The sequence below is a fragment of the Acinetobacter thutiue genome (assembly GCF_030385805.1).
Taxonomy (GTDB): Bacteria; Pseudomonadota; Gammaproteobacteria; order Pseudomonadales; family Moraxellaceae; genus Acinetobacter; species Acinetobacter corruptisaponis.
Genome location: NZ_JAUDZE010000005.1, coordinates 1 through 24308 on the forward strand (window position 1 = coordinate 1; position 24308 = coordinate 24308).

At 43.6% G+C, this 24308-nt stretch carries 26 protein-coding genes and 1 rRNA gene; 14 read left to right on the forward strand and 13 right to left on the reverse strand.

All coding sequences use genetic code 11. The features are described 5' to 3' along the window. The 4 genes from QTA56_RS11545 to QTA56_RS11560 all read right to left on the reverse strand — a co-directional run. Window positions 1-109: ribosomal RNA gene (locus QTA56_RS11545) — 16S ribosomal RNA — on the reverse strand; the annotation flags it as partial. Window positions 110-490: 381 nt separating this feature from the next. After that, entirely contained in the window at window positions 491-1552 is a 1062-nt protein-coding gene (locus QTA56_RS11550) for a DUF6670 family protein (protein ID WP_267981095.1), read from the reverse strand. Window positions 1553-1568: 16 nt separating this feature from the next. After that, window positions 1569-2402, reverse strand: a complete 834-nt coding sequence (pssA, locus tag QTA56_RS11555) for a CDP-diacylglycerol--serine O-phosphatidyltransferase (RefSeq protein ID WP_267981096.1) — start codon at window positions 2400-2402, stop codon at window positions 1569-1571. Window positions 2403-2441: 39 nt separating this feature from the next. Next, the gene (locus QTA56_RS11560; protein WP_267981097.1) at window positions 2442-3299 is read right to left on the reverse strand and encodes a 23S rRNA (adenine(2030)-N(6))-methyltransferase RlmJ; all 858 of its coding nucleotides are present in this window, start codon (window positions 3297-3299) and stop codon (window positions 2442-2444) included. Between the two features lie 118 nt (window positions 3300-3417). Between QTA56_RS11560 and QTA56_RS11565 the strand changes: the two genes are divergently transcribed. Then, complete coding sequence (locus QTA56_RS11565; RefSeq protein WP_267981098.1) at window positions 3418-4026, forward strand: 2OG-Fe(II) oxygenase; 609 nt, start codon at window positions 3418-3420, stop codon at window positions 4024-4026. 64 nt (window positions 4027-4090) lie between these two features. Further along, complete coding sequence (locus QTA56_RS11570) at window positions 4091-4618, forward strand: hypothetical protein (protein ID WP_267981099.1); 528 nt, start codon at window positions 4091-4093, stop codon at window positions 4616-4618. Window positions 4619-4642: 24 nt separating this feature from the next. On the opposite strand, the gene QTA56_RS11575 is transcribed toward QTA56_RS11570, so the two are convergent. From QTA56_RS11575 to QTA56_RS11590, 4 genes are all read right to left on the reverse strand, one after another. Then, entirely contained in the window at window positions 4643-4885 is a 243-nt protein-coding gene (locus QTA56_RS11575; RefSeq protein WP_267981100.1) for a DUF2789 family protein, read from the reverse strand. A gap of 157 nt (window positions 4886-5042) precedes the next feature. Continuing rightward, complete coding sequence (locus QTA56_RS11580) at window positions 5043-6029, reverse strand: malate dehydrogenase (RefSeq protein ID WP_267981101.1); 987 nt, start codon at window positions 6027-6029, stop codon at window positions 5043-5045. A gap of 168 nt (window positions 6030-6197) precedes the next feature. After that, entirely contained in the window at window positions 6198-6836 is a 639-nt protein-coding gene (locus QTA56_RS11585; RefSeq protein ID WP_267981102.1) for a ribonuclease T2 family protein, read from the reverse strand. A gap of 73 nt (window positions 6837-6909) precedes the next feature. Next, window positions 6910-8808: a lytic transglycosylase domain-containing protein gene (locus QTA56_RS11590; protein WP_267981256.1), complete on the reverse strand. Its 1899-nt coding sequence runs from the start codon at window positions 8806-8808 to the stop codon at window positions 6910-6912. A gap of 309 nt (window positions 8809-9117) precedes the next feature. On the opposite strand from QTA56_RS11590, the gene miaB reads away from it, so the two are divergent. The 4 genes from miaB (at window position 9118) to QTA56_RS11610 (ending at window position 12553) form a co-directional block, all read left to right on the forward strand. Beyond that, complete coding sequence (gene miaB, locus QTA56_RS11595) at window positions 9118-10569, forward strand: tRNA (N6-isopentenyl adenosine(37)-C2)-methylthiotransferase MiaB (protein ID WP_267981103.1); 1452 nt, start codon at window positions 9118-9120, stop codon at window positions 10567-10569. A gap of 39 nt (window positions 10570-10608) precedes the next feature. Then, window positions 10609-11685 (forward strand): PhoH family protein, encoded by a 1077-nt coding sequence (locus tag QTA56_RS11600; RefSeq protein ID WP_267981104.1) that lies wholly within the window; start codon window positions 10609-10611, stop codon window positions 11683-11685. Between the two features lie 71 nt (window positions 11686-11756). Continuing rightward, the gene (gene ybeY / locus QTA56_RS11605; RefSeq protein WP_267981105.1) at window positions 11757-12242 is read left to right on the forward strand and encodes an rRNA maturation RNase YbeY; all 486 of its coding nucleotides are present in this window, start codon (window positions 11757-11759) and stop codon (window positions 12240-12242) included. Between the two features lie 11 nt (window positions 12243-12253). Further along, window positions 12254-12553 carry an antibiotic biosynthesis monooxygenase family protein gene (locus tag QTA56_RS11610; RefSeq protein ID WP_267981106.1) on the forward strand — a complete coding sequence of 100 codons (300 nt, stop codon included), beginning with the start codon at window positions 12254-12256 and terminating at the stop codon, window positions 12551-12553. A 71-nt stretch (window positions 12554-12624) separates the two neighbouring features. Here the strand turns inward: QTA56_RS11610 and fhuE are convergent, their stop codons facing one another. Continuing rightward, on the reverse strand, window positions 12625-14790 hold the full coding sequence (gene fhuE, locus QTA56_RS11615; protein WP_267981107.1) for a ferric-rhodotorulic acid/ferric-coprogen receptor FhuE: 2166 nt from the start codon (window positions 14788-14790) through the stop codon (window positions 12625-12627). 295 nt (window positions 14791-15085) lie between these two features. After that, entirely contained in the window at window positions 15086-15970 is an 885-nt protein-coding gene (locus QTA56_RS11620) for an energy transducer TonB (RefSeq protein ID WP_267981108.1), read from the reverse strand. A gap of 242 nt (window positions 15971-16212) precedes the next feature. On the opposite strand from QTA56_RS11620, the gene QTA56_RS11625 reads away from it, so the two are divergent. From QTA56_RS11625 to msrA, 8 genes are all read left to right on the forward strand, one after another. Beyond that, complete coding sequence (locus tag QTA56_RS11625) at window positions 16213-16893, forward strand: hypothetical protein (protein WP_267981109.1); 681 nt, start codon at window positions 16213-16215, stop codon at window positions 16891-16893. A gap of 195 nt (window positions 16894-17088) precedes the next feature. Beyond that, window positions 17089-17805 (forward strand): DUF3108 domain-containing protein, encoded by a 717-nt coding sequence (locus QTA56_RS11630; protein WP_267981110.1) that lies wholly within the window; start codon window positions 17089-17091, stop codon window positions 17803-17805. Window positions 17806-17949: 144 nt separating this feature from the next. Next, window positions 17950-18525, forward strand: coding sequence for a xanthine phosphoribosyltransferase (locus tag QTA56_RS11635; protein WP_004674619.1), 576 nt, complete (start codon window positions 17950-17952; stop codon window positions 18523-18525). Between the two features lie 182 nt (window positions 18526-18707). Next, window positions 18708-19550, forward strand: a complete 843-nt coding sequence (thyA, locus tag QTA56_RS11640; protein WP_267981111.1) for a thymidylate synthase — start codon at window positions 18708-18710, stop codon at window positions 19548-19550. A gap of 23 nt (window positions 19551-19573) precedes the next feature. Continuing rightward, window positions 19574-20083, forward strand: a complete 510-nt coding sequence (locus QTA56_RS11645) for a dihydrofolate reductase (RefSeq protein WP_267981112.1) — start codon at window positions 19574-19576, stop codon at window positions 20081-20083. 20 nt (window positions 20084-20103) lie between these two features. After that, window positions 20104-21159 carry an Lnb N-terminal periplasmic domain-containing protein gene (locus QTA56_RS11650; RefSeq protein WP_267981113.1) on the forward strand — a complete coding sequence of 352 codons (1056 nt, stop codon included), beginning with the start codon at window positions 20104-20106 and terminating at the stop codon, window positions 21157-21159. Window positions 21160-21291: 132 nt separating this feature from the next. Next, window positions 21292-21759, forward strand: coding sequence for an META domain-containing protein (locus QTA56_RS11655; protein ID WP_267981114.1), 468 nt, complete (start codon window positions 21292-21294; stop codon window positions 21757-21759). A gap of 107 nt (window positions 21760-21866) precedes the next feature. Next, window positions 21867-22391 (forward strand): peptide-methionine (S)-S-oxide reductase MsrA, encoded by a 525-nt coding sequence (msrA, locus tag QTA56_RS11660; RefSeq protein ID WP_267981115.1) that lies wholly within the window; start codon window positions 21867-21869, stop codon window positions 22389-22391. Between the two features lie 54 nt (window positions 22392-22445). On the opposite strand, the gene QTA56_RS11665 is transcribed toward msrA, so the two are convergent. The 3 genes from QTA56_RS11665 to QTA56_RS11675 are packed head-to-tail and all read right to left on the reverse strand — an operon-like array spanning window position 22446 to window position 24259. After that, window positions 22446-22850 (reverse strand): ExbD/TolR family protein, encoded by a 405-nt coding sequence (locus tag QTA56_RS11665; RefSeq protein WP_267981116.1) that lies wholly within the window; start codon window positions 22848-22850, stop codon window positions 22446-22448. Next, entirely contained in the window at window positions 22850-23470 is a 621-nt protein-coding gene (locus QTA56_RS11670) for a MotA/TolQ/ExbB proton channel family protein (protein ID WP_267981117.1), read from the reverse strand. The genes QTA56_RS11665 and QTA56_RS11670 overlap by 1 nt, the downstream gene beginning before the upstream one ends. Before the next feature lie 42 nt (window positions 23471-23512). Next, on the reverse strand, window positions 23513-24259 hold the full coding sequence (locus tag QTA56_RS11675) for a TonB family protein (protein ID WP_267981118.1): 747 nt from the start codon (window positions 24257-24259) through the stop codon (window positions 23513-23515). Between the last annotated feature and the right edge of the window lie 49 nt (window positions 24260-24308).

Below are 24308 nucleotides of genomic sequence, written 5' to 3' on the forward strand. Positions count from 1 at the left end.
CACCCGTCCGCCGCTAGGATCAGTACCGAAGCACATCACCCCGCTCGACTTGCATGTGTTAAGCCTGCCGCCAGCGTTCAATCTGAGCCATGATCAAACTCTTCAGTTAAAATCATTTTGCACCTTATTAAAGACAAGGTGCCAATTCTGGCTCATCAATTACTGACTTATATATTCGCTCAAATAAACTTCGAGAAATTTAAACCAATTAATCAATGAAATATTTTCGATCGATCAACCAGTAAAAATCCACACAAGTTGTTCTTCTATTCTCTTAATGATCTTCTCGATGATTCGTCATCATCAAGCTAGGTCGGCTATGTTACCCTAAATCTCTTTAAAGTCAACCATCAATTTTAACTTTAATTTTAAACCACTTTAAACACTTGATTTAAAACAACTTTCAATCAACAGCACCGCCGATGGAGTCGCATTATAGATCATTCTAAATACCTTGCAACCCCTTTCTTTAAATTATTGCAACAACTGCCTACTTCTTGCACAAAAAGGGCTGAAAATGTGGAATTTGATCCATTATTTGTTCAGTTTTACTTTTTTCCTGCCAATGCAAGGGACGACAGTCCACATATTCACAATAGCCAGAACCCTCATATTTTTCATTTTTCCAGAGCAATTGGTAGTTGAAGCTTCCCACATAACCCGCAGCCAAGCCAAATTTATAGTCCCCTCGGCTTTGTGCCTGTAGATGAAAAATAACTTCATCATTTTCCTGATACTGCCAAATAAATTCTCTGGGCAAATACATTTCCCGACCATTCGGTGTCTGAATTTTAGGATAGACTCGCATTACATCAAAAATGACCTGTTTCTCATAAAGTCGTGTTTGCTGTCCCGCAGACTGAATCTCAATTCTTGAAAAAACGATGTTGTTCCATTGATTCCTTAACTCTGAGAGTACGATTTGTAAGTCTGGAGTCACCTGAATAATTTGATAAGTAAAAAAATGAAAGGCTATGAAAGGTAAATAAATTGCCCTGGCATGTTTTAAGATACCCTGCGCCTCAATTTGGTATTTCTGCTGTTTGTAGGTGATTTCACCCTCACATTGGCATCTTGCATACCAATAGTCCGCCACACCCCATTGCAAGGCTGAATGATTTTCTATTTCCGCATGGGTATTTACTTTAAGCTGACAACTTAATTCGTCATCAATACGCTTAAAGTAATAATTGGGGAATTCTGCCTGAATATGGTCAACATCTAAAAATTGATAACGGTCCATTTCAAACTGACACTGTTCTTTGGCACTATAGCTTTTAAGGTGCCCTACAGTGGCAACACTACTACTGACCAGAACGGTTGCGGTATCAATAGCCGTAGTCGTAATTGCGCTGGCATTATAACAGACAGGAATTCGTGGTTGCCCAATCAGGCTGATAAAGTTGAGGTAATGAAATGGTTCAGGCAAGTTTGGCAAAATCAAGGCCTGATAGACAATCTTGAACAAGCCTTTTGGGGGATAAAAAGTTAAAGCATCTGTCTTATTCAGGTTCAGCAGCTTTAATTGATTGTTATTCATCAATATTGGCATACTGAACCTCCATTTTTTAGGTTGTTATTTTTGAATCATTCTTTTTAGCAAGTAAAGTGGTGATGAAACCCGAAAGGATATAGAGAATAGATACAATCAGGATTCCTACTGGAATGTTGTACGTGATTGCGGCAAAAATCAAGACCACTGGCAACATCACAACAAAAGGTACACGTTTTCGATCCATTTGTTTAAATGAGTAGTATTTGATATTTGAAATCATCAACAAGCCAATACTGACCATGACAATACAGTTAACAACCTGAACCACGATATCTTTTAAGTCGAATACAAATGGAAAATCCCGTCCAACCCAGACCATTGAGATCACCGTCACCGCTGCAAGCGGGCTGGCAATTCCAATAAAGTAACGCTTGTCCACCACGCCAATCTGCACATTAAAACGTGCTAAACGGAATGCGGCACAGGCCGTATAGATAAAGCAACATGCCAAACCAATACGGCCAAGGTCATGTAAACTCCAGCTATACATCAGAATTGCTGGCGCAACACCAAATGCCAATAGGTCAGACAGTGAATCGTATTGTTCACCAAATGCACTTTGCGCACCAATTGCCCGTGCAACACGACCATCCAGACCATCCAGCAATGCCGCCAGAAAAATGGCATAAATCGCCTGGTTAAAGTTTCCATTCATGCTTGCGATGATGGAATAGAAACCCGAAAGAAGTGCAGCAGTGGTAATCAGGTTAGGCCACAGATAGATGCCACGGCGTTTTACTTTCTGCCCCTCATGCGTCTGCTCTTCTTCTTCCACTTCAAATGTGATGCCATCGAAAGAATGGTCTCTATTATTTAAATCAGAATCTGGTTTAGGAGAATTTGTCATTATTTTCAATTCCTCGAGAATATCTTGACGGTGATGGGCTTATTCACCCACCAACCAACGCACCGCAGCGTGACCACCATTTTCACTCATGCGCAAATGTGGGAACAGCCATTGTAGGGCCTGGTCCGCATCTTCTGAGAATTTCCAGGGTGGGTTGATCACCAACAAACCACAGCCATTTAACCCGACTGGTGTGTCATCTGGCCATACACAGATTTCACACACCAACTGACGGCGAATCCCTGTCTTGAACATTTTCTTTTCAAAACGTTCGATCATGGCACGGTCTTTAATTGGATACCAAACCGCAAATACACCTGTAGGCCATTTTTTATAGGCAGTCTGCAACAGCTCAACCAGTTGTGGGAAATCTTTACGCTCAATCTCATAGGGTGGGTCAATCATGACCAAACCACGTTTTTCTTTAGGTGGAATAACACCCAACAAGCCCTCATAAGCATCACGCTCATGCAAGCCCATACGTTTATCACGGATGTTGTGGCGTAATTGCTGGAATACATCACGCTGCATTTCAAACACAGTCGCTTTATCAATTTCACGCATCGCCTGCAAGGCAAACCACGGCGAACCAGGATAGCTGCCTTTGCCCTCTTCAGTACGCAGGCTTTCCACCAGTTTCAGGTATTCCTGAATGGCTTCAGGTGCCTGGCGTTTTTCCATTTCACCCAACTGTACCAGACGATGAATCCCTGTTAAGAATTCGCCAGATTTTTGCGCTGGCGCAAGTGATAGATCATACTTGCCCGCCCCGCCATGAGTATCAATATATCGATAAGGTTTATCTTTGGCATTTAAACGAGTGAGCAGTTGAAGCAAAAGTACATGCTTCATAACATCGGCAAAGTTACCCGCATGGAAATGGTGACGGTAATTCATGTTGACAATTATTCCTCAATTCAAAGGATAGTTTAACATGAAAATAGAGGCTATTCTTTAGCATTGATGTGATCACCACAAATTGCCCTATAAACGATTAAGCGTGAACTGGAACTATATGCAATCTTCCTCTCTCCCAAGCTACTGGAATCTGGACAAGATTCTGGATGATTTAAATGCGTCTGGATTTGCCCTGATCGATGAGGTATATCCAAATGAATATGTACAAGCACTGGTACATGAATGTAGTTCACATTTGGAACAGTTCAGGGCGGCAAGTGTACAGAATGGTGTGGTGAGTCACATTCGTAGCGATCATATTTTATGGATTGATGGTCAACTTCCGATTGCGCAGCAACATATCCAGACCTTGGAACATTTATCCCAAGTTTTGAATCAGGCTTTTTATCTGGGTATTAAAGAGGTTGAGGCACATTTTGCCTGTTATCACGCAGGTGAGTTTTATGCCTTACATCGGGACAATCCACAACAGAAAAATGACCGTATGATTTCAACCGTGTTCTATCTGCATGAAAACTGGCAGGAGGATTGGGGTGGTCAATTACGTTTGCAGGATAAGAATGATCAGTGGCATATCATCCAGCCCCTACCCAATCGCCTTGCGATCTTTCAAAGTGATTTATTACATGAAGTGCTGTTATCGAAACAACAGCGTTTATCCATCACCGCATGGCTACGAAGTGGAAACTCTATATGGAATGGTTAAATCCTTTAAATTACGAAAAACAGCCCGATATAACTCGGTATAGCTGACGATTCTGGATCAATAAATGTCAAATGAAACCAAACAGGTGATTGCACGGATTGGTGAAACCGACCAACTTTATTTAAATGGCAATACCCCTGAACTGGCTTTGGAGCGGGCTGAATTGCGTTTGCAACTGGTCTTGCTGAGCCATGTTCGTCAGGAACAGTTGCATTTTTTGCAGGAAGCCATCGTTCTGCTTGAACAGGCACGGATTGAATATGAAGAAATGCCGCTTAGTCTCTATCTAAACCTATCCCTACAACTTGCCAAAGCCTACATGATCTACTTTGAACTGACCAAAGAACAGCGTTTTGCTTTGATCACCCAGCAGATTTTAAAGCCCTTGGCACACCACAACCATCTGGATATTTACTTCTTTCTGGCCTATGCCTCAGCAGCGAAAAAGGAACAGGCATTAACCCAACATTGGCTGAAAAAGTATGTGTCCTGTTTAGACCATGATCTGGAACTGTTACAGGTTCACCCTGCATTTAGCCTTGCCCGTAAGGAAGAATGGTTTAAAACCCTGATTCGAACTAAAGCTCACTGATGTGAGCTTTATTTTTATATGTGCTTATCGAGTGCTATCTAAATGCAGTTGCTGGTTAAGCTCATCAATCACAATGGCCCAATCGTCATCTTTATCCCAATGGCTTTTTAGGAAGTCACGTTGGCCAGCACTCCAGAACTCAGCCTCATGTAGTTTTTGATCAGCCCCAAGCTGGTGTGTTTTTACAAAACTTTCAATTGAGGCATCATCCGCCTCAAGTCCCAGCTGTTCAAATAAAAGCTCAAGTGTTGGTTGTTGTTCAAACATTGTTATTCTCCACATCATTATCCCGATCGAAATAATCTAACAGCAAATACTGATTGCATGGATATGTATGTCTATATTTTCTTGTAGTTTTTTGTTTTTTATCGCAACAAAAAAAGCACTCTCCAAGAGAGTGCTTTCAATTTATCAAAAAGATAAATTATTTTAGCATGTCAGCAATTGCCGCACGTTCTTCTTCAAGTTCCTGAAGTGTCTTGTCCATACGCTCACGGCTGAACTCGTCAATTTCAAGGCCTTCAACACGGGTATACTCGCCATTTTCACAAGTCACTGGCACACCGTACATTACGCCTTCAGGGATACCGTAAGAACCGTCAGATGGAATACCCATAGTTACCCATTTGCCGTTTGTACCCAACGCCCAGTCACGCATGTGGTCGATTGCAGCATTGGCAGCTGAAGCAGCTGAAGACAAACCACGCGCTTCGATAATCGCAGCACCACGTTTACCAACAGTTGGAAGGAATACATCTTTATTCCATTCCGCATCGTTGATCTTGTCTTTCAAGCTTTCGCCATTTGCAGTTGCAAAACGGTAGTCAGCATACATTGTTGGAGAGTGGTTACCCCAAACTGTCAATTTCTCGATGTCAGCAACCGCAACACCTGCTTTCTGAGCAATCTGGGTCAACGCACGGTTGTGGTCAAGACGCAACATTGCGGTGAAGTTTTTCGCTGGAAGGTCTGGAGCAGATTTCATTGCGATATAAGCGTTGGTGTTTGCAGGGTTACCTACAACCAATACCTTAACGTCACGGCTGGCAACTTCGTTTAAAGCCTGGCCTTGACCGATGAAGATTTCGCCATTCACTTTCAACAGGTCAGCACGTTCCATACCAGGACCACGTGGACGAGAACCCACCAACAACGCATAGTCTGCATCTTTAAATGCAACCTTTGGATCATCAGTCCCGATCATGCCCGCCAATAATGGGAAAGCACAGTCATCAAGTTCCATCATTACGCCTTTAAGCGCTTGTTGAGCTTTTTCAACAGGAACTTCCAGCAATTGTAGAATGACTGGTTGATCTTTACCTAACATTTCACCGCTTGCAATACGGAATAGTAAGCTATAACCAATTTGACCAGCAGCGCCTGTAACGGCAACACGAACGGGTTGCTTCATGTGATATTCTCCAGTGAGATGCGTTAGCACGATTGAATTTTCTTGTTATTCAACCGAATTATCATAAACGGCAAAGATTGTACTCTAAAGCGAACGTAGATGCATGTAAAAGAGAATGGATTTCAACAAAAGTCTGATAGAAAATACAAATTAAGCCAGAAAAAATGCCTAATAGCTGCCCTTGATGGTAAATTCATTTGGACAGCCCGTGACAATATGGCTTGCACATTGTTTGTATTGCCCATTTTTCTGGTAACACACGCGAATTTCAGTCAGGATGGAATCGAATCTGGAAGCCTGACAGCTAAAACGAATTCCATTTGGTGGCAGGGATGGATTGAGCTTGGTAAATTGCTGACGCAGATTTTCCTTTTGTACCTCAATGGTATTTGGACTGGTCAGGTCAGCAGGAATTTTCAGGCGCTCAGCAAAGTTGATGACCGTCCTGAAATACTGACTGGCATTCATGGGGACACAGCCGCCAACATTTTGCCAAAGTTGAACCCGTGCGTTTTCATCAGGCATAACCCGTGCGACCACCTTTGCCTGCAATGGGCTTAATTTTGCTGAGGTCTTGGTTTCACAGTTTTTATTGACAGGCACTTCTGGCAGCAGACTTGAGATGGTTAGTGAATAACCCTCAAGGCATTTGCGCTGTTTCTGCTTCGATGTATCCAATGCACAAGCCGCAGGCGTCATTTGTATATGCATGACATAACCAACCAGATCGTTACTATCTGCTGCATATAATGGCGCACTGAATGATAGAACCAAGTAACAGAACAAGCTCTGCAAGGTTCCCAACATTGATCGCTTGAATATTTTTTTCAATTTCATCAAATACAAAAACTTCATTGTTTCAAATTAAACATCTCGTGTTCTAGGGTTCATTGCGCACAGGAATGATACTCATGCGTTTCTCCAGGGATTGCGCACCCTGCCCTAGTACCACGCCATAATGTGTTGCATTGGTCATGACATGCTTGACGTAATCACGTGTTTCCAATAATGGAATGGTTTCTGTGTACTGGTCTGCCGCCATGGTCTGGAAATCTGGTTGCCAACGCCTTGCCCGATTTGGACCAGCGTTATAACCCGCTGTTGCCAGTACCGCATTGCCACTGAGCTGGCTCTGAATCATGGACAAGTAATAGGTGCCATAGCGAATATTGGTATTCATTTCGCTCAGTGCGGCTGGGTTATAGGTTTCCCCCATTTGGCGGGCAACCAACTTGGCCGTGTTTGGCATGATCTGCATCAGGCCACCCGCTCCAACATTGGAACGTGCTGTTGTTACAAATCGGCTTTCCTGACGCATTAAACCATACGCCCATGCAGGATCAATACCAGCATTGTAACTATGGCTGGTGACATTGCTACGGTGCGGTGTTGCATAGCGGTAAGTGTCGTTATGCTTGTTCATGGTACGGTCAGCGGCGTAAATCGCGCGATCATACCAGCCCATGTCATGTGCACGTTTTGCCGCGGCCAGCAACATTCCATCATCCTGCTGCAAGTAGGCCTGACGAACCGCCCAGTTCCATTCCCTGTTGGTGTAGTTTGCTGGCGCATTCACATCGCGAAGTGCAAATGCACGTCTAAAATGGATGTTTTGATTTAAACGCTGTATATCCTGTGAACTCGGCTGCTCATCATAGGGTTGATGGTTATAACGCTCGCCCAAACGGTCCTTGGCAAGCAAGTTGTGATAGTCATCACCACTTTGCGCCAGTCTGCGATAAATCTGCTGTGCCGCCTGTTTGGAAGCAGCATCTGCACGTTGCTCAGAGGCACGCGCCAGCCAATATTGCCAACGGTCTTCCTGTTTCTGGGTGACTGACATCGCATCAATGGCACGAATCAAGCTTTCCCATGCACTGAAACGAATGGCCTGACGCGCGTAAATTTCGGCTTCCTCTGGACTCAGCGGATAGCCATAACTTTGGTCGTAGGCATTGAGCACTTCACGATTAAAACCATTTTTCATCACTGTGGTGCCACCGACATACCCAATGGTACGGTACAAATATTTTTGTACAGGCGGTGGTGTATCCTGAGCCGCGCGCTGGATATTTGCCAGGGCATTGGTTAAATCACTGTCAGCCACACGCCCCAGAGCAAAAATCAGATAGGCATAATCCGCATCATTGGTTTTTGGCGCACTCCATAAATACCCCAATGGGTTTTCCTGAATCTGATTCAACTGGGCGAGCGAAAGATTCAGCCCCATGGTTTGTGCAGTTGCAATAGCCTGTCCCGACTGTCCTGCGCGCAACTGTCCCCACAACCGCTGCTGACGGTCCTGGGCAGTCATAAGTGGGCTGGAAAGCATCATTCGCCCCAACCCCGTACATGAGTCAGGCTGGGCATTGGTGGCTAACCAGACATCTTTATATTCCGCATAAACCAGACTATCACCTGTCTGTGCCCTGACCTGCGCAACAGCGCAACTTTCGGCCTGGTCTGGATTGGTCACATAGCTTAAAACGGGTTTTGCTTCGCTAAAATTCGCTTGTTTGACTTTTTCTTCTACATAATCCGCCGCCAGCTTCTCAGCCATTGCAGATTGTGGGTAGCGCTGGGCAAAGCTGATAATTGAGGATGCAGGCTGAAAACCGAGGTTGGTGTTAAGTTTCCAATATTCAGGATAATAGCCCAACACATCATTCTGCATGGCATCTTGATATTGGTCGAGCAAGGCGGTGTTGCTGGCATTGGCCGCACGCAGGGCATCGTTAAACTGTTCATCCAGCGCATAGACAGAAGAGCACGCAATCATTCCACCAACCACCACAATACGGCGGAAGTTTTTCTTGTTATTCAGTTTATTGGTCACGGTTGTTATAAAATCATGTTGCTTATTCATCTTCATCAATACATTTGCCCAGTTTTGCCCTGCCATTATAGTGTAATAAGTCTGGCTCCCCACTATTGTTGTGTTATGTAACTTGCTGATTCATATTCATTAAAATTCACGTAATTTCATCCACAATGTGTCCATTTTTGTCAGTTTTTTATTCTCTGCGCACATCGAAAAATGCTGCTATAATCCGCGGTTTGTTTAAATCCACCTTGTTTAGGAGCCTGCATGACGGTTCAAACATTCATTCCCAGTGCTGTAAAAGCTGCCTCAGAAAACACTGTTACCCAGCCAATGCACACCGCTGATGTTTCAATAAAGAAGCTGTATATTGAAACTCAAGGGTGTCAGATGAATGAGTATGACAGTCATCGTATGGCAGACTTGCTGGGTGATTCACATGGATATGTGCTCACCGACAATCCAAATGAAGCAGACATTCTGCTCATGAACACCTGCTCGATTCGTGAAAAAGCACAGGAGAAAGTATTTAGTGGCCTAGGCCGCTGGCGTAAGCTGAAAGAACAGAATCCTGATCTGGTGATTGGCGTGGGTGGTTGTGTTGCCTCTCAGGAAGGCGACAACATCCAGAAACGTGCGCCATATGTGGATATGGTCTTTGGTCCGCAAACCCTGCACCGTTTGCCACAGATGCTTGATCAGCATCAGGCACAGGTGGAAAAGCCAAAGAAAGAGAAAATCAAGCTGGTTGATATTTCTTTCCCTGACATTGAAAAGTTCGACTTCCTGCCTGAACCACGTGTTGAAGGATTTAAAGCCTTTGTCTCGATTATGGAAGGTTGTTCAAAATATTGCTCATTCTGCGTGGTTCCTTATACCCGTGGTGAAGAGGTTTCTCGCCCACTGGATGATGTGTTGGCAGAAATTGCAGGGCTGGCTGAAAAAGGCGTACGCGAGATCAGCCTACTTGGACAAAATGTGAATGGTTATCGTGGTGAAACCTTTGATGGTGAAATCTGTACTTTCCCCGAATTACTGCGTTTAGTGGCTGAAATTCCAGGCATTGGGCGCTTGCGTTATACCACCTCCCACCCGCTTGAATTTTCAGATGACCTAATTCAATGCTACCGTGACCTGCCACAGATGGTGTCGCATTTGCATCTGCCTGTACAAAGTGGTTCCAACGATGTGTTACAGGCAATGAAACGTAACCACACCATTGATGTCTATATCGATAAGATCGCGAAATTGCGTAAAGTCCGCCCAGATATGCATTTATCCAGCGACTTTATTATTGGTTTCCCAGGTGAAACCGATGCACACTTTGCTGAAACCCTACAGTTCATTAAGGATCTGGATTTCGACCATTCCTATAGCTTTGTCTACTCAAAACGTCCTGGTACGCCCGCGTCAGACCTGCCAGACGATACCCCTGAACAGGTGAAAAAAGACCGTTTAGCTCAGGTTCAGCAAGTGATTAAGCAATCAAGTATTGATAAGACCGATGCCATGCTGGGTAAAATTGAACGTGTCCTGATTGAAAAGGTATCTGACAAGGACCCGAATGTTTTAATTGGCACAGCGGACAATACCCGTCTCGTGACCTTTATCGGTGACGCCGCGTGGATTGGGCGTTTCGCGGAGATTGAGATCACTGAAATTAAAACTTTAAATTTAGTTTATGGTGAACTCTTGAATCTTGAACCTGACGTGGCGTAATGTAAGGGTATTCCTACACGTGAGCTAAAAGGGTTTCTCTTGACTTCAGCGATTAAACGTACTGTAACGTTCCCTGAAATTTCCATGGAACATTTAAAACGAATGCTCGGTGCATACAACGGGCATTTAAAGCAAATCGAACAACGTTTAGATGTCAAAATTACTCACCGAGGCGATGCCTTTTATCTAGACGGTGATATAGAAACAGTCGAAAGGGCCGAGGCACTGTTGCAACGGCTCTATCAAGAATCAGAAATTTCCTCCCAAATCAGTGCCGATGTCCTGCATTTGATGATTCAGGGTTCACAGACTGACCGTGAACTGATGGATGATTCAGATCAGGAACATACAAGACTGGATAGCGTTTGGTTGCAGACCCGCAAAGGGCGAATCAACCCACGTGGTGCCAATCAGAAACGCTATGTACAGCGCATTTTACAAAGTGACATTTCATTCGGAATTGGCCCTGCGGGTACAGGTAAAACCTATCTCGCGGTTGCTGCCGCAGTGGACATGCTGGAACGCAATGAAATCCAGCGCATCCTGCTGGTTCGTCCTGCGGTTGAAGCGGGTGAAAAGCTGGGTTTCCTGCCAGGTGACCTCACCCAGAAAATTGACCCTTATTTACGCCCACTTTACGATGCCCTCTATGAAATGCTGGGCTTTGAAAAAGTGGCCAAACTGATTGAACGTCAGGTGATTGAGGTGGCTCCCCTTGCCTATATGCGTGGACGAACCCTCAATCACTCTTTTGTCATTTTAGATGAAGCACAGAACACCACACCTGAACAGATGAAGATGTTCCTTACCCGTTTAGGTTTTGGTTCGCGTGCCGTGATTACAGGTGACGTGACTCAGGTGGACTTACCTCGTGGACAGCAATCTGGTTTGGCTCATGCCTTACGGGTGCTTGAAAATGTCCATGAAATTCATATCACCCGTTTCCATTCCCGTGATGTGGTGCGTCATCAACTGGTACAAAAAATTGTTGAGGCTTACGAAGGCTGGGACAGCGAACAACAACGCCTGTCTGCTGAAGCCCGTGCCGAACGCAAAGCTCGACAAGAGGCATTGATTGCAGAAAATGATTCTGCGGCAGATGCGCAACACTCTTAGAAAAATCTCCAATCCCCCTTTTGTTGCGATGCTTTAGTCGCATCTCAGGGGGACGATTTTAAGGATCTATTTTGAAAATCAATTTAAGTCTGCAACAAGACTTTCAAGCTGCCGAACTACCACTTAAACGTGGTCAAATCAAAAAAAATATCGAAACCACCCTGCGTCATGTTGGTTTCAATACGGACTTTGAAATTGGTATTGCCTGTGTTGATCTGGCAGAAAGCCACGAGCTAAATTTGCAATACCGTGAAAAAGATAAACCCACCAATGTACTGTCTTTTCCAAGTGACATTCCAGAAGAAGTGCTTAGCTTACTGGATGCAGAACCTTTGGGTGACTTGGTGATTTGTATTCCCGTAGTTTTAGAAGAAGCGGCAGAACAGCAAAAAACACCAACTGATCATTTCACGCATTTATTGGTTCACGGCATCCTGCATTTGCTTGGCTATGACCATGAAACCAGTGAATCTGATGCCGAAGAAATGGAAGCATTGGAAATTGAGATTCTTAAAAAGCTTGGTGTTGCAAATCCATATCAGGCAGATGAAATCTAGAACAGCATCCCATGTATATCGTTATTTTTAAAGCCACTGTCAAAGAACTAGATTCAACCTACTCAGAAATGGCACAAAAGCTGAGGAATAAGGCATTGAGTCAATATCACTGCATAAAGTTTGAGGCTTGCAATGAGAATGGTTTTGAAATTGCCTTGTCTTATTGGAATAGTCTTGAAGATATTAAACGTTGGCAGCAAGATGTAGAGCATCTGGTTGCCCAGCATTTAGGTAAAGAAAAATGGTATCAAGATTTTAGCGTTGAAATTTGCAAAGTAGAACGCGCCTATTCAAGTCAAAATGGATTGTGAATAACCTCGGACTTATCCACAACCCCAATAAAAAACGGCTTAATCAAGCCGTTTTTTATTGTTCGCTGCAATTAGAATTGATAGCGTAAAGTTAAAGTTGCGTTACGTGGTGTTCCCCATGTGGTTTGACCATATGCAGGGAAGATTCCATAATATTCCTTATCAAATAGATTATTAATATTCAATTGTGCAGAAAAATCTTTGGTTAATTGATAACGAGCCATTAGATTCACCAATGCATAAGCATCTTGCTCAACTTTTTCTGACACTCCTAAAGGATTGCCTGCCATGACATAAGTACTACTTTGCCAGTTAACACCACCACCAACAGTAAGTGCATTTAATTTGCCTGGTAACTGGTATGTTGTAAAGGTCTGTACTAATTTACGTGGTAACTCAGAATTTACATCATCACCATTTACATCAGTCGCCTTAAACTGGCTATAGCCTGCGGTCACTTTCCAGCTAGGTAAAATCTCACCAGTTAACTCAACTTCAAAACCTTTACTTTCAGTCCCTTTCGCAGCACGATAATAAACTTCCTTATTCTCATGAATACCAGCCTGTTGGGCTAAATTATCCTGCTGAATTTGGAATAACGCCAAGGTTCCATTTAACTTGCCATCAAACCAACCAGATTTTATACCTATCTCTGTACTATTCCCCTCAATTGGATCAAGCACCGTACCATTCACATCTTTTTCAGCTTGCGGTTGAAAAATATTTGTATAACTTGCATAAGCTGAAATAGACTTGTTAATGTCATATACAACACCAACATAAGGTGTAAATTCATTGTTATATTTAAGCTGATATGAGCCAGGTGTATAAACGACTGCACCAGTTTTTTCAAAATCAGTGAGGCGACCACCTAAAATGAATTTTAATGGGTCAATAATAGTCCAGCGTGTTGCCACATAAGCCGCATTCTGCTTGCTATTACTTGTTTCATAGAAGCTTGTTGCACTCCATGTTGGGGTTGGATAATTCCCATTCCAACGATTGAAATTGTCCACACTAGGCACACATCCACATCCAAAATCAGCAGTACGGCTATCCGCATTGAAATCCTGTTTAGAATAGAGATATCCCAATGTTAATTCATGCTGCTGTCCCCAAAGACCAAACTTACCATTGACTTGTAAACTCACGTCATCCTGAGTAGTGTTGACTTTATATGAGCCTGCAAACGCACCCGATCCCAATCCAGTATTTGAGTCTGGATAACCGCTCAAAAACAATAATTTTGAATCACCATTACGGTCACCACGACTATAAGATAATTTAGCATTCCAGTTATCATTAAAACTGTGGGTTACATCTGCAAATAAATTGGTGTAATCACTATCCCATTGTGCCCAATTCGCACTCGTTGTTTTGCTACGATCCCATTTTGTACGAGTACCATCACTATACCAAACAGGTAAACCACCCCACATTGGACTATCAGTTTTATTTTCCTGATAGCTTACACCTGCCGACAATACGGTATTTTCTGCAATATCAGCCTCTCCTGTCACCAAAGTAGTCAAAGCCTGTTTCTTCAACAAGTCAATATAGCTATCACCCTGCTCGTACTGAGCAACTGCACGTCCACGCAATGCCCCTGATTCATTCAGACTATTGGCAATATCACCCATGACACGATAATTATTCCAGCTACCGCCACTGACTTCTAAATTAGCTGTCGGTACTTTACTTGTTGCACGCTTGCGAATCATATTAATGGCTGCTGATGGATTTCCAGGTCCAGTCATAAGCCCTGTTGCTCCACGCACCACATCAACTCGATCAAATAAAGCTGTACTTGTTACAGTTTCACCAGAACTCCATGGCTGGTCATAACGTGTTGGAACACCATCAATTTGGTAATTATCAATCTGGAAACCACGTGCATGTAAACTGCTACGGTTAGTTTCATAACGTTGAACATTGATACCCGTTACATTATCGGCAACATCAATAAGGCTTGTAAGCCCTTGGTCTTTCATTCTTTGTTCAGTAACCACCGAAACTGACTGAGGTGTTTCCTTAACAGATAAGCCCAAGGGTACGGCAGTTGTCGTTTTTTTAACGGTATAAGCTTTCTTCTCTTGGTTTTCATCTGCCGCCTTGACTGTAATTGTCGGCAACTGTGCATTTTCATTTGTCTCAGCATAAACAAATGATGGCAGCAACATCGCCATGGCAAGCATAAGTGGATGAGCCTTGAAAGCTCCTGTTGGATAGTGATGCATAAGGCAGGTCCTTATAAAAGGTATGGAGCATTTGAACAATATTCCCTCTCACTCCCCCTAAAACCAGTATTTAAAGTGAGAGACGAATTTATTCAAAAGGAGAGTTCAATAAAAACATAGCAAATGATAATTATTTTTATTATCAATTCAAGAAAATTCTAATAAATTTAGTTCATTGTTTTTATTTCACTTAAAATAATATTTAAAAAATTACAACTATTAAAATTATGATTTATATATAAAAATATTTATTATTTTTAGAATAATAATTTTCTATAAACCCTAAAATACTGACTTAATGGACCTCAAATTCAGCATCGACAGGGTCAAAACGCCAGGTACGCACAATTCGCAACTCAGAAATATCTTTCATATTGGCATCAAAAGCTCCAAATGGTGCACCACGGCGTACAGAGGCTTTTGCCGCCTCATCCAGAATTGCATGTCCTGAACTTTCAATGAGGCGAATGGCACGGATACCCCCCTGCGCATTCAGGATGACCATTAGACGCACTTCACCCGACAGGCGCTGTTGTTTTGCTTCATCTGGATAGTAACGGTTGCCATACAACTCAACTTTTTGACGGAACTTATCCAGATAAGCTGCCGAAGCATCCTGCTTTGCCTGAATGCCATCAACCGTTTTAATACGCTGTTTGCGGCTAAAGTTTTGCTGGCGTTTCAGGTACTGGGCCTCAAGGCTTGCCACCATTGCAGCTTTCGCCTGAAACTGGCTTTGCAATTCATCCAGTGCCTTTTTCCGTTCACTCTGCTCAGCCTGTTTCTGCCAGCTAAGTACGGTCATCAAGACTTTTTCCTCAAATTTTAATTCCCGTTTTTGCTGAACCTTTTCCAGACTTTCCAGTTCTGACTCACCTGTCGTTGCATCTGCCTGCATTGGTGAGGGCATGTCACTCGACATCAGGTGTGCCTCGCGGAATTCACCTGAACCCTTTTGGTCAGCCTGTGCCAAAAAGTCGGCATCTTTCACCTGCTCCTTGCTGGGATGAACCGTGACCGCGATTTCCTTGGTTGAGGTATCGGTAGGTGATGGCATCGCAAACTGAATGGTCAAGACAACACCATGCAACAGCATCGCCAAAGCCACTGCTGCAATAAAGACTGGATCTTGCCACCAATAAGGAGACAGTTCAGAACGAAAATTTATTTTCTTCCACATGCGATTCAAGCGACAAAAATGTCTCATCCCCAACGGTGGTTACCGTATAAAAACCTAACCGATATTCAAAATTTTACAAAAATGTGATCCACTTATAGCTACAGTGTTTCCATACCATCATTTTATGAAAATGTAGCAATTAATTTTGCTACACTGCAAGTTAGAAATTTATTTTTATTTTTTAGTTATTACAAAGATCGTGGCATTGCATTAAAAACAATTCACTTTCTGGAACAACTTTTATGCAAACGCTAATTTCATCCGTTGTTAAACGTCTACGTAAAGTTTACCAAAAAGCCGAAGAATTCATCGAAGAAGAAAGAGAGTTTTCGTTATCGCAGGTGTTTGTGAATGCGACAATGGAACGTTATGTCACCGAGAAAGTGGAGATCATCAAGGACCTGCATGCAGACCTTTATGATGGCTGGCTACGCCTTTATGCAACACTTGATGTCAAGGGAATACACACCACGCTTTCCGTGGACCTGAAACTGATTCAGATGGAAATGAATAAAGATGTGCAATTGATGGTATTTGAACAGATCAGCAACACCCAGGTGATTGAGGCAAGGTTTAAAAACATTTTCCTGAAATGGGGTTTTCACACCGCAATCTGGTATTACCAGAAATTTCGTGAGGAAGACCCACTGGGTAAAATTCTGGAGCATTTTGACATTGTCTCGGTCAAGGACGACTTGCTTTATCTGGATTTAAACCAGTGGTTTAGCAAGAAGCCGAGCATCATCGAAACGCTAGGCAAGGTGCATGTGAACCGTGCCAGAGTACGCCCCGCTGAATTGATTGTCTGGGGCAATGTCAATCTGGCTGCAATCCTGTATCCATCCAACGAAGATGACTTTGATGAGGATGGGCTGGACGAGACTGAAGTTACCTCTATCCAGCAAAAAGATACCAGAAGATAAGGAAATCGCATGCATGGGGCGTGTCATAAAATCGTTCACGCCTCAAAACTATACATCTTCATGTTTTATACGAAAAATTAACAAGCGCTTAGTAAAAAACCTGATCTTTTCTTCATAATCTACAGGCATAATAACCATAAATCGTAATGATAAATGAGTGTTCTACTTTACGATACACTCAAAGGAAACCGTGTTATGACAAAGAAATTATCGAAAGTTCTTGGTTTTACGACAGTAACCTCAGCTGCAATCCTATGTGCAGGCTTATCGAGCCATGCATTGGCAATGGCCCCTTTTCAGGCGAGTTATCAGTTCAGCTACAACAACAAGAATCTCGGTTCTGCGACACGTACCCTTTCGCAACAAGGCAACAACTGGACCTATGTATTCAATGCAAAGGCAGGTGGTATTGCATCCGCAACTGAAACCAGTCAGTTTAGTCTTGCGGATAATAAAATCACCTCACAAAAATTTAGCCGCAGCAGTAAAGTCCTGATCCACAACAACACCATGAGCATCAACTTTAATCCAGCCAGCAAGGTGATCAACACCAAAAAGGATGACAAAACCCGTTCATTCGCCTGGCAGGCAGGTGCACTGGATGAGTTGAACGCCGAACTCCAGTTGCGTGAAGACCTGAAGAATGGCAACACACTCCAGACGCGCTATTTGATTGCTGATGACAAGGCGGTGGATGAACGTCGTTTTGTGAAACAGGGTAACGAAACCATCAAGACCAATTATGGTACTTTTAACACAATTAAGGTGGTGCTCCAGCATGACAAACCTGAACGCAACACTGTTTTCTGGCTGGCGCCAAAGCTCGACTATCTGCCAGTAAAAGTGACCCATAATGATGGCAAATCATCCTATGGCCTTTTATTGACAGGCTATTCAGGGAAAACCAACTAAGTTCTAAAACAAGACGCGGCTTCGGGTTCAGTGTGTAAATAGGGTTGAAAACTGCATCAACCCGATAATTTTGGCTTGCAATTTTTTGGATGCTTTTTAAAATATGCCTTTGCTTGAAAAAGCATCCGTTTAGAGGATTCTCCCGTGTACGCTTTAGAACAGAAAATCTTAAATGAAGGTATCGTTCTATCTGACCAAGTTTTGAAAGTTGACGCTTTCTTGAACCACCAAATCGACCCTGTACTGATGCAGTTGATTGGTAAGGAATTTGCCGCTCGTTTTAAAGATGCGGGAATTACCAAAATCATCACCATTGAAGCATCGGGGATTGCGCCAGCCATCATGGCGGGTCTGGAACTTGGTGTTCCTGTGATTTTTGCCCGTAAATATCAGTCCTTAACACTTAAGGATGATCTTTACCGCTCTAAAGTGTTCTCATTCACCAAGCAAACTGAAAGCACCATTGCCATTTCAAACAAGCATCTCAGTTCAACAGACAAGGCGCTGGTGATTGATGACTTTCTGGCAAATGGTCAGGCCGCACTGGGCCTCATCGACCTGATTCATCAGGCCAATGCGGAAGTTGTGGGGGTCGGGATTGTGATTGAAAAGTCATTCCAGCCAGGCCGTGACGTCTTACTTGAGAAAGGCTACCGTGTCGAGTCGTTGGCACGTGTAAAATCCTTGGCGGATGGTAAAGTTAGCTTTATCACAGAATAAGCTTGACCGCTGACGAAAGAGCGCCTTGAGCGCTCTTTTTTATATTGGAAAATGAAAAAATACTACACATCGCAAGTGTCATGCCAAGCGCAATCAAGGTATCATGACAACAATTTTGCTGTTCCATATTCATTGGTTTCAACATCTATCTTGATTAACCACAGAATGTTTTAGAGAAAGTTATGCGTACATATTTAGACCTTTTACAACATATCCTCGACAATGGCGGTGACAAGGGTGACCGCACTGGAACGGGTACACGTTCAGTATTTGGTCATCAGATGCGCTTTGACCTTTCCAAAGGCTTTCCGCTATTAACCACAAAGAAAGTTCACTTTCGTTCCATTGTGATTGAGCTACTTTGGTTCCTGAAAGGTGACACCAACGTTCAATATCTCAAGGACAACAAAGTCACCATTTGGGATGAGTGGGCAACTGCGGAACAAACCGCCCGCTTTGGCCGTCCAGAAGGTGAGCTTGGTCCAGTTTATGGCCATCAGTGGCGCAACTTTGGCGCAACACAAAATCAGGATGGCAGCTACCAGCAAAATGGTTTTGACCAAATCCAATGGCTGGTCAATGAAATCAAAACCAATCCCAATTCACGCCGTTTGATTGTGTCAGGTTGGAATCCAAACGAGGCTGGGAAAGTGGCTTTGCCGCCCTGTCATACCCTGTTCCAGTTTTTTGTTCAGGATAACAAACTGTCATGCCAGCTTTACCAGCGCAGTGCGGACGTGTTTTTAGGCGTGCCATTCAATATTGCCAGCTATGCCCTGCTTACGCATATGATTGCGCAGGTATGCGGTTTAGAGGTAGGTGACTTTGTCTGGACAGGCGGTGATACGCATTTATATGCCAACCATTTTGAGCAGGCCCAGTTACAGCTTACGCGTGCACCCTTACCGTTGTGCCAGTTAAAGCTTAACCCAGACATCAAGGATATTTTCGATTTTAAATTTGAAGATATTGAAATTGTGGGTTATGAATCACACCCTGCGATCAAGGCACCTGTGGCAGTTTAAAATCAGATTAGGGAGACGATCAAATGGCATGGCAAGGTATAGAAGTTGTTCACGTGGTGGCAATGGATAAAAACAACTGCATCGGCAAGGGCAATGCCCTGCCTTGGCATATTTCTGCTGACCTCAAGCATTTCAAGGCCATCACCCAGGGCGGTGTGGTGATCATGGGCCGTAAAACCCTGGAATCAATGGGACGTGCCCTGCCAAACCGTGTGAACTGGGTGATTACCCGTGATCCGTCATGGCAGTATGAGGATGTGAAGGTGGCGCACAGCATCGAAGAGGCACTTGATGGTGCACTTACAGACGTACAACACGCTGAAAAGTCATCCTTATTTATTATAGGTGGAGGAGAGATCTTCAACCAAACACTTGCGATTGCCGATCGCCTTGAACTAACCCATGTGGATCTGGATGTTCAGGGAGACGCACATTATCCAGAACTCTCTGAGGATTTTCATAAAGTAAACTCAGAACATCATACTGATGAAAAAACCAATATAGCGTTCGAGTTTGCAACCTACCAAAAATAAAAAATGGATTGCGGATGCTCATGCATAACATTGGATCACGAGAGTTCTTTATTGCACTAGGGATTGGTTTCCTACACAGCCTTTTTGCCCTGTTCGTGATCCTCTCCAGTATCTGGTTATGCCTTGCCTTATGGATTCAACAGCCCCTCGGAACGGTGCTCAGCCGTGTGGTCATCGTCATCTGGGGCTTATTTGCCCTAAGCCTGATTGGCTTTTATGTCAGTGGGCATTTATTTAGCCGCCGTACCGACATCATCATCTACTGTCTGGTGTTTGCCTGTTCACTTGGCTGGTATTTTTCTTTGGATGCAAGACAGGACCGAGACTGGAATCCTGAAGTTGCTGAACAGTTGAGCTACGAAAAACAAGGTGACCTTGTAACCTTGCATAAAGTTCGCAATTTTGACTGGCATAAAGATGGCAGCTACGATATTCGTTGGGAAGACCGTCAGATTGACCTGAATAAAATCACGGGCGTGAATGTGATTACCTCCTACTGGATGGGGCCACAAATTGCACATACATTGGTCAGCTTTGATTTCTCTGATCAAAAACCCCTGGTTTTCTCCATTGAAATTCGCAAAGAAAAAGGTGAAGAGTTTTCAGCCATTGGCGGTTTTTTCCGTAAATATGAACTCAGCCTAGTCGCCTCTGACGAAAAAGACATTGTGTATACCCGAAGCAATATCCGCCATGAACAGGTCTACCTATTCCCGATCAAAATGCCTGCCACTGAACGCAAGGCCCTCTTCATCGAGTATCTCGACAAGGCTGATGAATTACGGGCTGAGGCGAAATGGTACAACACGCTGACCAGTAACTGTACCACGCTGGTATTTGATATGGTACAGGCGATTAATCCACAACGACTGCCTAAAGATTACCGTTTATTGGCATCAGGCTATCTACCCAATTATCTCTATGATCTTAAGGCACTGGATCAAAACTACAGCATGAAAGAATGGTATCAGATGGCCCATATCAATACTCGTACCGCAGATTTTGAGCAGCGGTCAGACCAAAGCAGTGAGGCATTTTCCAGGTTGATTCGAACAGGTTTACCAAAGAGTGAATAATTAAGTATAAATTCACGTGAATATTTACCAAAAACTACGTTCATCCTACAAAAACACTTATAAAAACGTGAATCATTTCACATTATATTTTGATGTAATATATCCAGCAAAACAAACAACTGAGTTTATCTTATGGTAAAAAATTTTTTAGCGGCAAGCACTTTAGCTGCAACATTGGCATTTACAGGCTGTGCATCACTTGAATCTTCCCTAAACGCAAACTCTTCAACAGCGATTGTTTTACAGAATACCCCATGGTTTGCAACCGAAGTCAATGGGACAAAAATCCAGTTGGATAACCCGAACCGCCCAACACTGTCTTTTGATACAGACAGTAAACGCTTTGGCGGTGCTGACGGCTGTAACAAGATTCAGGGTAGCTATGAAACCAAGGGCCAACAGCTTAGCCTAGGCCAAATTGCAGGTACATTGATGGCTTGCCATGGCGTACAGGACACGGTTTCCCGTCAGTTTAATGATGCTTTAGCAAAAACAGATCGTTATGAAATTAAAGGCCATGAGCTGAAGTTTCTAGACAAATCAGGTCAAACTTTAGTGAAATTTGTGACGGTTATTCAGCCACTTCCTTTCAAGAACTGATAATGTCCTGAGCCAAAAAGTAAAAGCCCGTTTCAAATACGGGCTTTTACTTTTTAGGCACTTCGTTTACTTTAATAGCATTCTGAAAAATTAGAAAAGGGAAATATATGCAGCAGGCACTGTTTGGTGGTGGATGTTTTTGGTGTGTAGAGGCTGTGTTTTTACAGCTTAAAGGTGTAGAGAAAGTGGTGAGTGGCTATGCGGGGGGTATTGTCCACAACCCAAGTTATGAGCAGGTCTGTCAGGGCAATACACAGCATGCCGAGGTGGTGCTGATTGATTTTGATGAACAGCAGATCAGCTATTCACAACTCCTGAACGTGTTTTTCACCACACATGATCCAACCACATTAAACCGCCAGGGCAATGATATTGGCACACAATACCGCTCCGTCATCTACTATTTCAATGATGAACAGAAACAGCAGGCTGAGCAGGTCATTCAGGGTCTGGAAGATGAAAACCTCAACATTGTCACCGAGTTAAGTCCAGCACCTACATTCTATTCTGCGGAAGAATATCACCAGAATTTCTATGCCCGCAACCCATCACAGGGTTACTGCAACTTTAGCATCCCACCCAAGCTTTCCAAGCTACGCTCCAGGTTTGTAGACTTACTCAAAACTGAGTAGACATAAAAAAAGCAACTCATCATTGAGTTGCTTTTTATCTAGCGAATTGAAAATTTAGTTTTTGCTTACAAAAGCAATATCACTTAAACCTGCTTCACTGGCACGGGACATCACCTGAGCCACGGTATCATACTTGGACTCTTTATCCGCTTCCAGTTGAACTGTTGGCTTTTGCTCGCCCTGCCCTGCCTCCTGCAACCTGGTTTCAAGCTCTGCTAAACCTAGATTTTGCCCGTCCAGGAAAATTTCACCATTGGCTTTAATACTAATGGTCATCGCTTTTGGTGGCGGTGGCTGAATCTCTGCCTGAGTTTGTGGTAAATTTAATGGAATTGATGGGTTAGCAACCGTTGCTGTGACTAAAAAGATAATCATCAATACCAACATAATGTCGATCAGAGGAATGAGGTTCATCTCATTCATGCCACTATCGTGGTCTTCACCCAATTGAAAGCCCATTAAGCCTGACCTCCAACTAAGCTTTGTTGCGTTGTCTTGGTTTCTGGCACTGCCGCTGTTTCCTGTTGCAACATGGTGTCAATCAATAGCTTGTGCGCCTGATCCTGTAAGTCATGTGCCAAACCACGATTGAAACGTACACAGATGTTATAGGTAAGTACCGCAGGAATCGCCACAGCAAGACCAAGACCAGTCATGATCAGGGCTTCACCGACTGGAGTTGCCACCTGAGCCAGGCCTACCTGTCCACTATTACCCACTGCGACCAGTGCATGGAAAATTCCCCACACCGTACCAAACAAACCCACAAATGGTGCAAGTGAGGCAATCGTCCCAAGAACAGAGACACCTTTTTCCGCCTGTGACTTTTCGGCAGAAATCTGGCGAAGCAATGCCTGTTCCGCAACCGCCTTACGCTGTTCAAAGGTTAAAGGCTGTAGCTTAGACTTCAGCGTAGCCAAGGCCTGAGCGAGCTGGGCATAGGCCTGTTGCTTCAACTGGCGTGTTCCCAATAGGCGTAGAATGAAAATAGTCCATGTCGCAATCGACATTGCTAAAAGGATGAAATACAGTGTTTTACTTACTGCATCTGCATGTTGCCAATAAACTGAAAAGTTCATATACGAACTCCTGATTTTATCTGTCGCGAGGACTCAAATTGATTAAGGACTAAGATCAAACGGTTGCTCTGCTCGAATTGGGTAAGCAACACCATTTTCCATATAAGGTTTAAATTTCGCACTTCTGACAGCACGTAAAATCTTTTCATCCAGACTTGGCAAACCACTACTGCGCGTAATGCGGGCATTGGTAATTTTACCTTTCTCATCTGCTTCGATGAGCACCATTGCTGAACGCGGCTGGTTTTCCAGATCTTTTGCGGACACTGACAGTTTTGGTGAACGGCTCCACTGCACGCCTGAACCACCAATTGAAACACGTTTTGGAGATGGATCCGCTGGCGGTGCTGCGAGTTTAGGCGCTTCGACAACAGGCTGAGGTTTCTCAATCACTTTTTCTGTGACAGTCGTGTTCACCACAACAGATTCAACCTTTGGCTCAACTGTCTCAACCACAGGTTTTGGCGTTTCTGCTTTTTTAACCTGCTGAATCTTCTTCGGTGGTGGAGGTAATGCCTTTTCAACCACCTTGACCTCTTTCACTTCTTTTTTCGGTTCAGGTGGCTTTGGTTTTTCTTTAGGCTTCGGTGGCTCAGGCTTCGGTGGTTCCTTAATTTTAACGAACTTGACCTTGAGCGGCTGTTTTTCGACTGGTCTTAACTCAATCGTTTTCATGTGGCTCACCGCCCACAGAACTCCCACATGACCAATCACAACCGCCACGAGGGCAGCGATGATTTTTTTCTTCATCGGATGAGGTGTATTCAATATTGCAGGAGATTGACTCATAAGAATCTAAGTACCTAATAGATGGTGACGCTTTAAAAATAAAAAACGA

What these genes read in the sequence shown, in the direction of transcription:
- QTA56_RS11550 (WP_267981095.1), bottom strand. Translation starts at nt 1,552, where the DNA reads ATGCCAATATTGATGAATAACAATCAATTAAAGCTGCTGAACCTGAAT.
- pssA (WP_267981096.1), bottom strand. Translation starts at nt 2,402, where the DNA reads ATGACAAATTCTCCTAAACCAGATTCTGATTTAAATAATAGAGACCAT.
- QTA56_RS11560 (WP_267981097.1), bottom strand. Translation starts at nt 3,299, where the DNA reads ATGAATTACCGTCACCATTTCCATGCGGGTAACTTTGCCGATGTTATG.
- QTA56_RS11565 (WP_267981098.1), top strand. Translation starts at nt 3,418, where the DNA reads ATGCAATCTTCCTCTCTCCCAAGCTACTGGAATCTGGACAAGATTCTG.
- QTA56_RS11570 (WP_267981099.1), top strand. Translation starts at nt 4,091, where the DNA reads ATGTCAAATGAAACCAAACAGGTGATTGCACGGATTGGTGAAACCGAC.
- QTA56_RS11575 (WP_267981100.1), bottom strand. Translation starts at nt 4,885, where the DNA reads ATGTTTGAACAACAACCAACACTTGAGCTTTTATTTGAACAGCTGGGA.
- QTA56_RS11580 (WP_267981101.1), bottom strand. Translation starts at nt 6,029, where the DNA reads ATGAAGCAACCCGTTCGTGTTGCCGTTACAGGCGCTGCTGGTCAAATT.
- QTA56_RS11585 (WP_267981102.1), bottom strand. Translation starts at nt 6,836, where the DNA reads ATGTTGGGAACCTTGCAGAGCTTGTTCTGTTACTTGGTTCTATCATTC.
- QTA56_RS11590 (WP_267981256.1), bottom strand. Translation starts at nt 8,808, where the DNA reads ATGATTGCGTGCTCTTCTGTCTATGCGCTGGATGAACAGTTTAACGAT.
- miaB (WP_267981103.1), top strand. Translation starts at nt 9,118, where the DNA reads ATGACGGTTCAAACATTCATTCCCAGTGCTGTAAAAGCTGCCTCAGAA.
- QTA56_RS11610 (WP_267981106.1), top strand. Translation starts at nt 12,254, where the DNA reads ATGTATATCGTTATTTTTAAAGCCACTGTCAAAGAACTAGATTCAACC.
- fhuE (WP_267981107.1), bottom strand. Translation starts at nt 14,790, where the DNA reads ATGCATCACTATCCAACAGGAGCTTTCAAGGCTCATCCACTTATGCTT.
- QTA56_RS11620 (WP_267981108.1), bottom strand. Translation starts at nt 15,970, where the DNA reads ATGTGGAAGAAAATAAATTTTCGTTCTGAACTGTCTCCTTATTGGTGG.
- QTA56_RS11625 (WP_267981109.1), top strand. Translation starts at nt 16,213, where the DNA reads ATGCAAACGCTAATTTCATCCGTTGTTAAACGTCTACGTAAAGTTTAC.
- QTA56_RS11630 (WP_267981110.1), top strand. Translation starts at nt 17,089, where the DNA reads ATGACAAAGAAATTATCGAAAGTTCTTGGTTTTACGACAGTAACCTCA.
- thyA (WP_267981111.1), top strand. Translation starts at nt 18,708, where the DNA reads ATGCGTACATATTTAGACCTTTTACAACATATCCTCGACAATGGCGGT.
- QTA56_RS11645 (WP_267981112.1), top strand. Translation starts at nt 19,574, where the DNA reads ATGGCATGGCAAGGTATAGAAGTTGTTCACGTGGTGGCAATGGATAAA.
- QTA56_RS11650 (WP_267981113.1), top strand. Translation starts at nt 20,104, where the DNA reads ATGCATAACATTGGATCACGAGAGTTCTTTATTGCACTAGGGATTGGT.
- QTA56_RS11655 (WP_267981114.1), top strand. Translation starts at nt 21,292, where the DNA reads ATGGTAAAAAATTTTTTAGCGGCAAGCACTTTAGCTGCAACATTGGCA.
- msrA (WP_267981115.1), top strand. Translation starts at nt 21,867, where the DNA reads ATGCAGCAGGCACTGTTTGGTGGTGGATGTTTTTGGTGTGTAGAGGCT.
- QTA56_RS11665 (WP_267981116.1), bottom strand. Translation starts at nt 22,850, where the DNA reads ATGGGCTTTCAATTGGGTGAAGACCACGATAGTGGCATGAATGAGATG.
- QTA56_RS11670 (WP_267981117.1), bottom strand. Translation starts at nt 23,470, where the DNA reads ATGAACTTTTCAGTTTATTGGCAACATGCAGATGCAGTAAGTAAAACA.
- QTA56_RS11675 (WP_267981118.1), bottom strand. Translation starts at nt 24,259, where the DNA reads ATGAGTCAATCTCCTGCAATATTGAATACACCTCATCCGATGAAGAAA.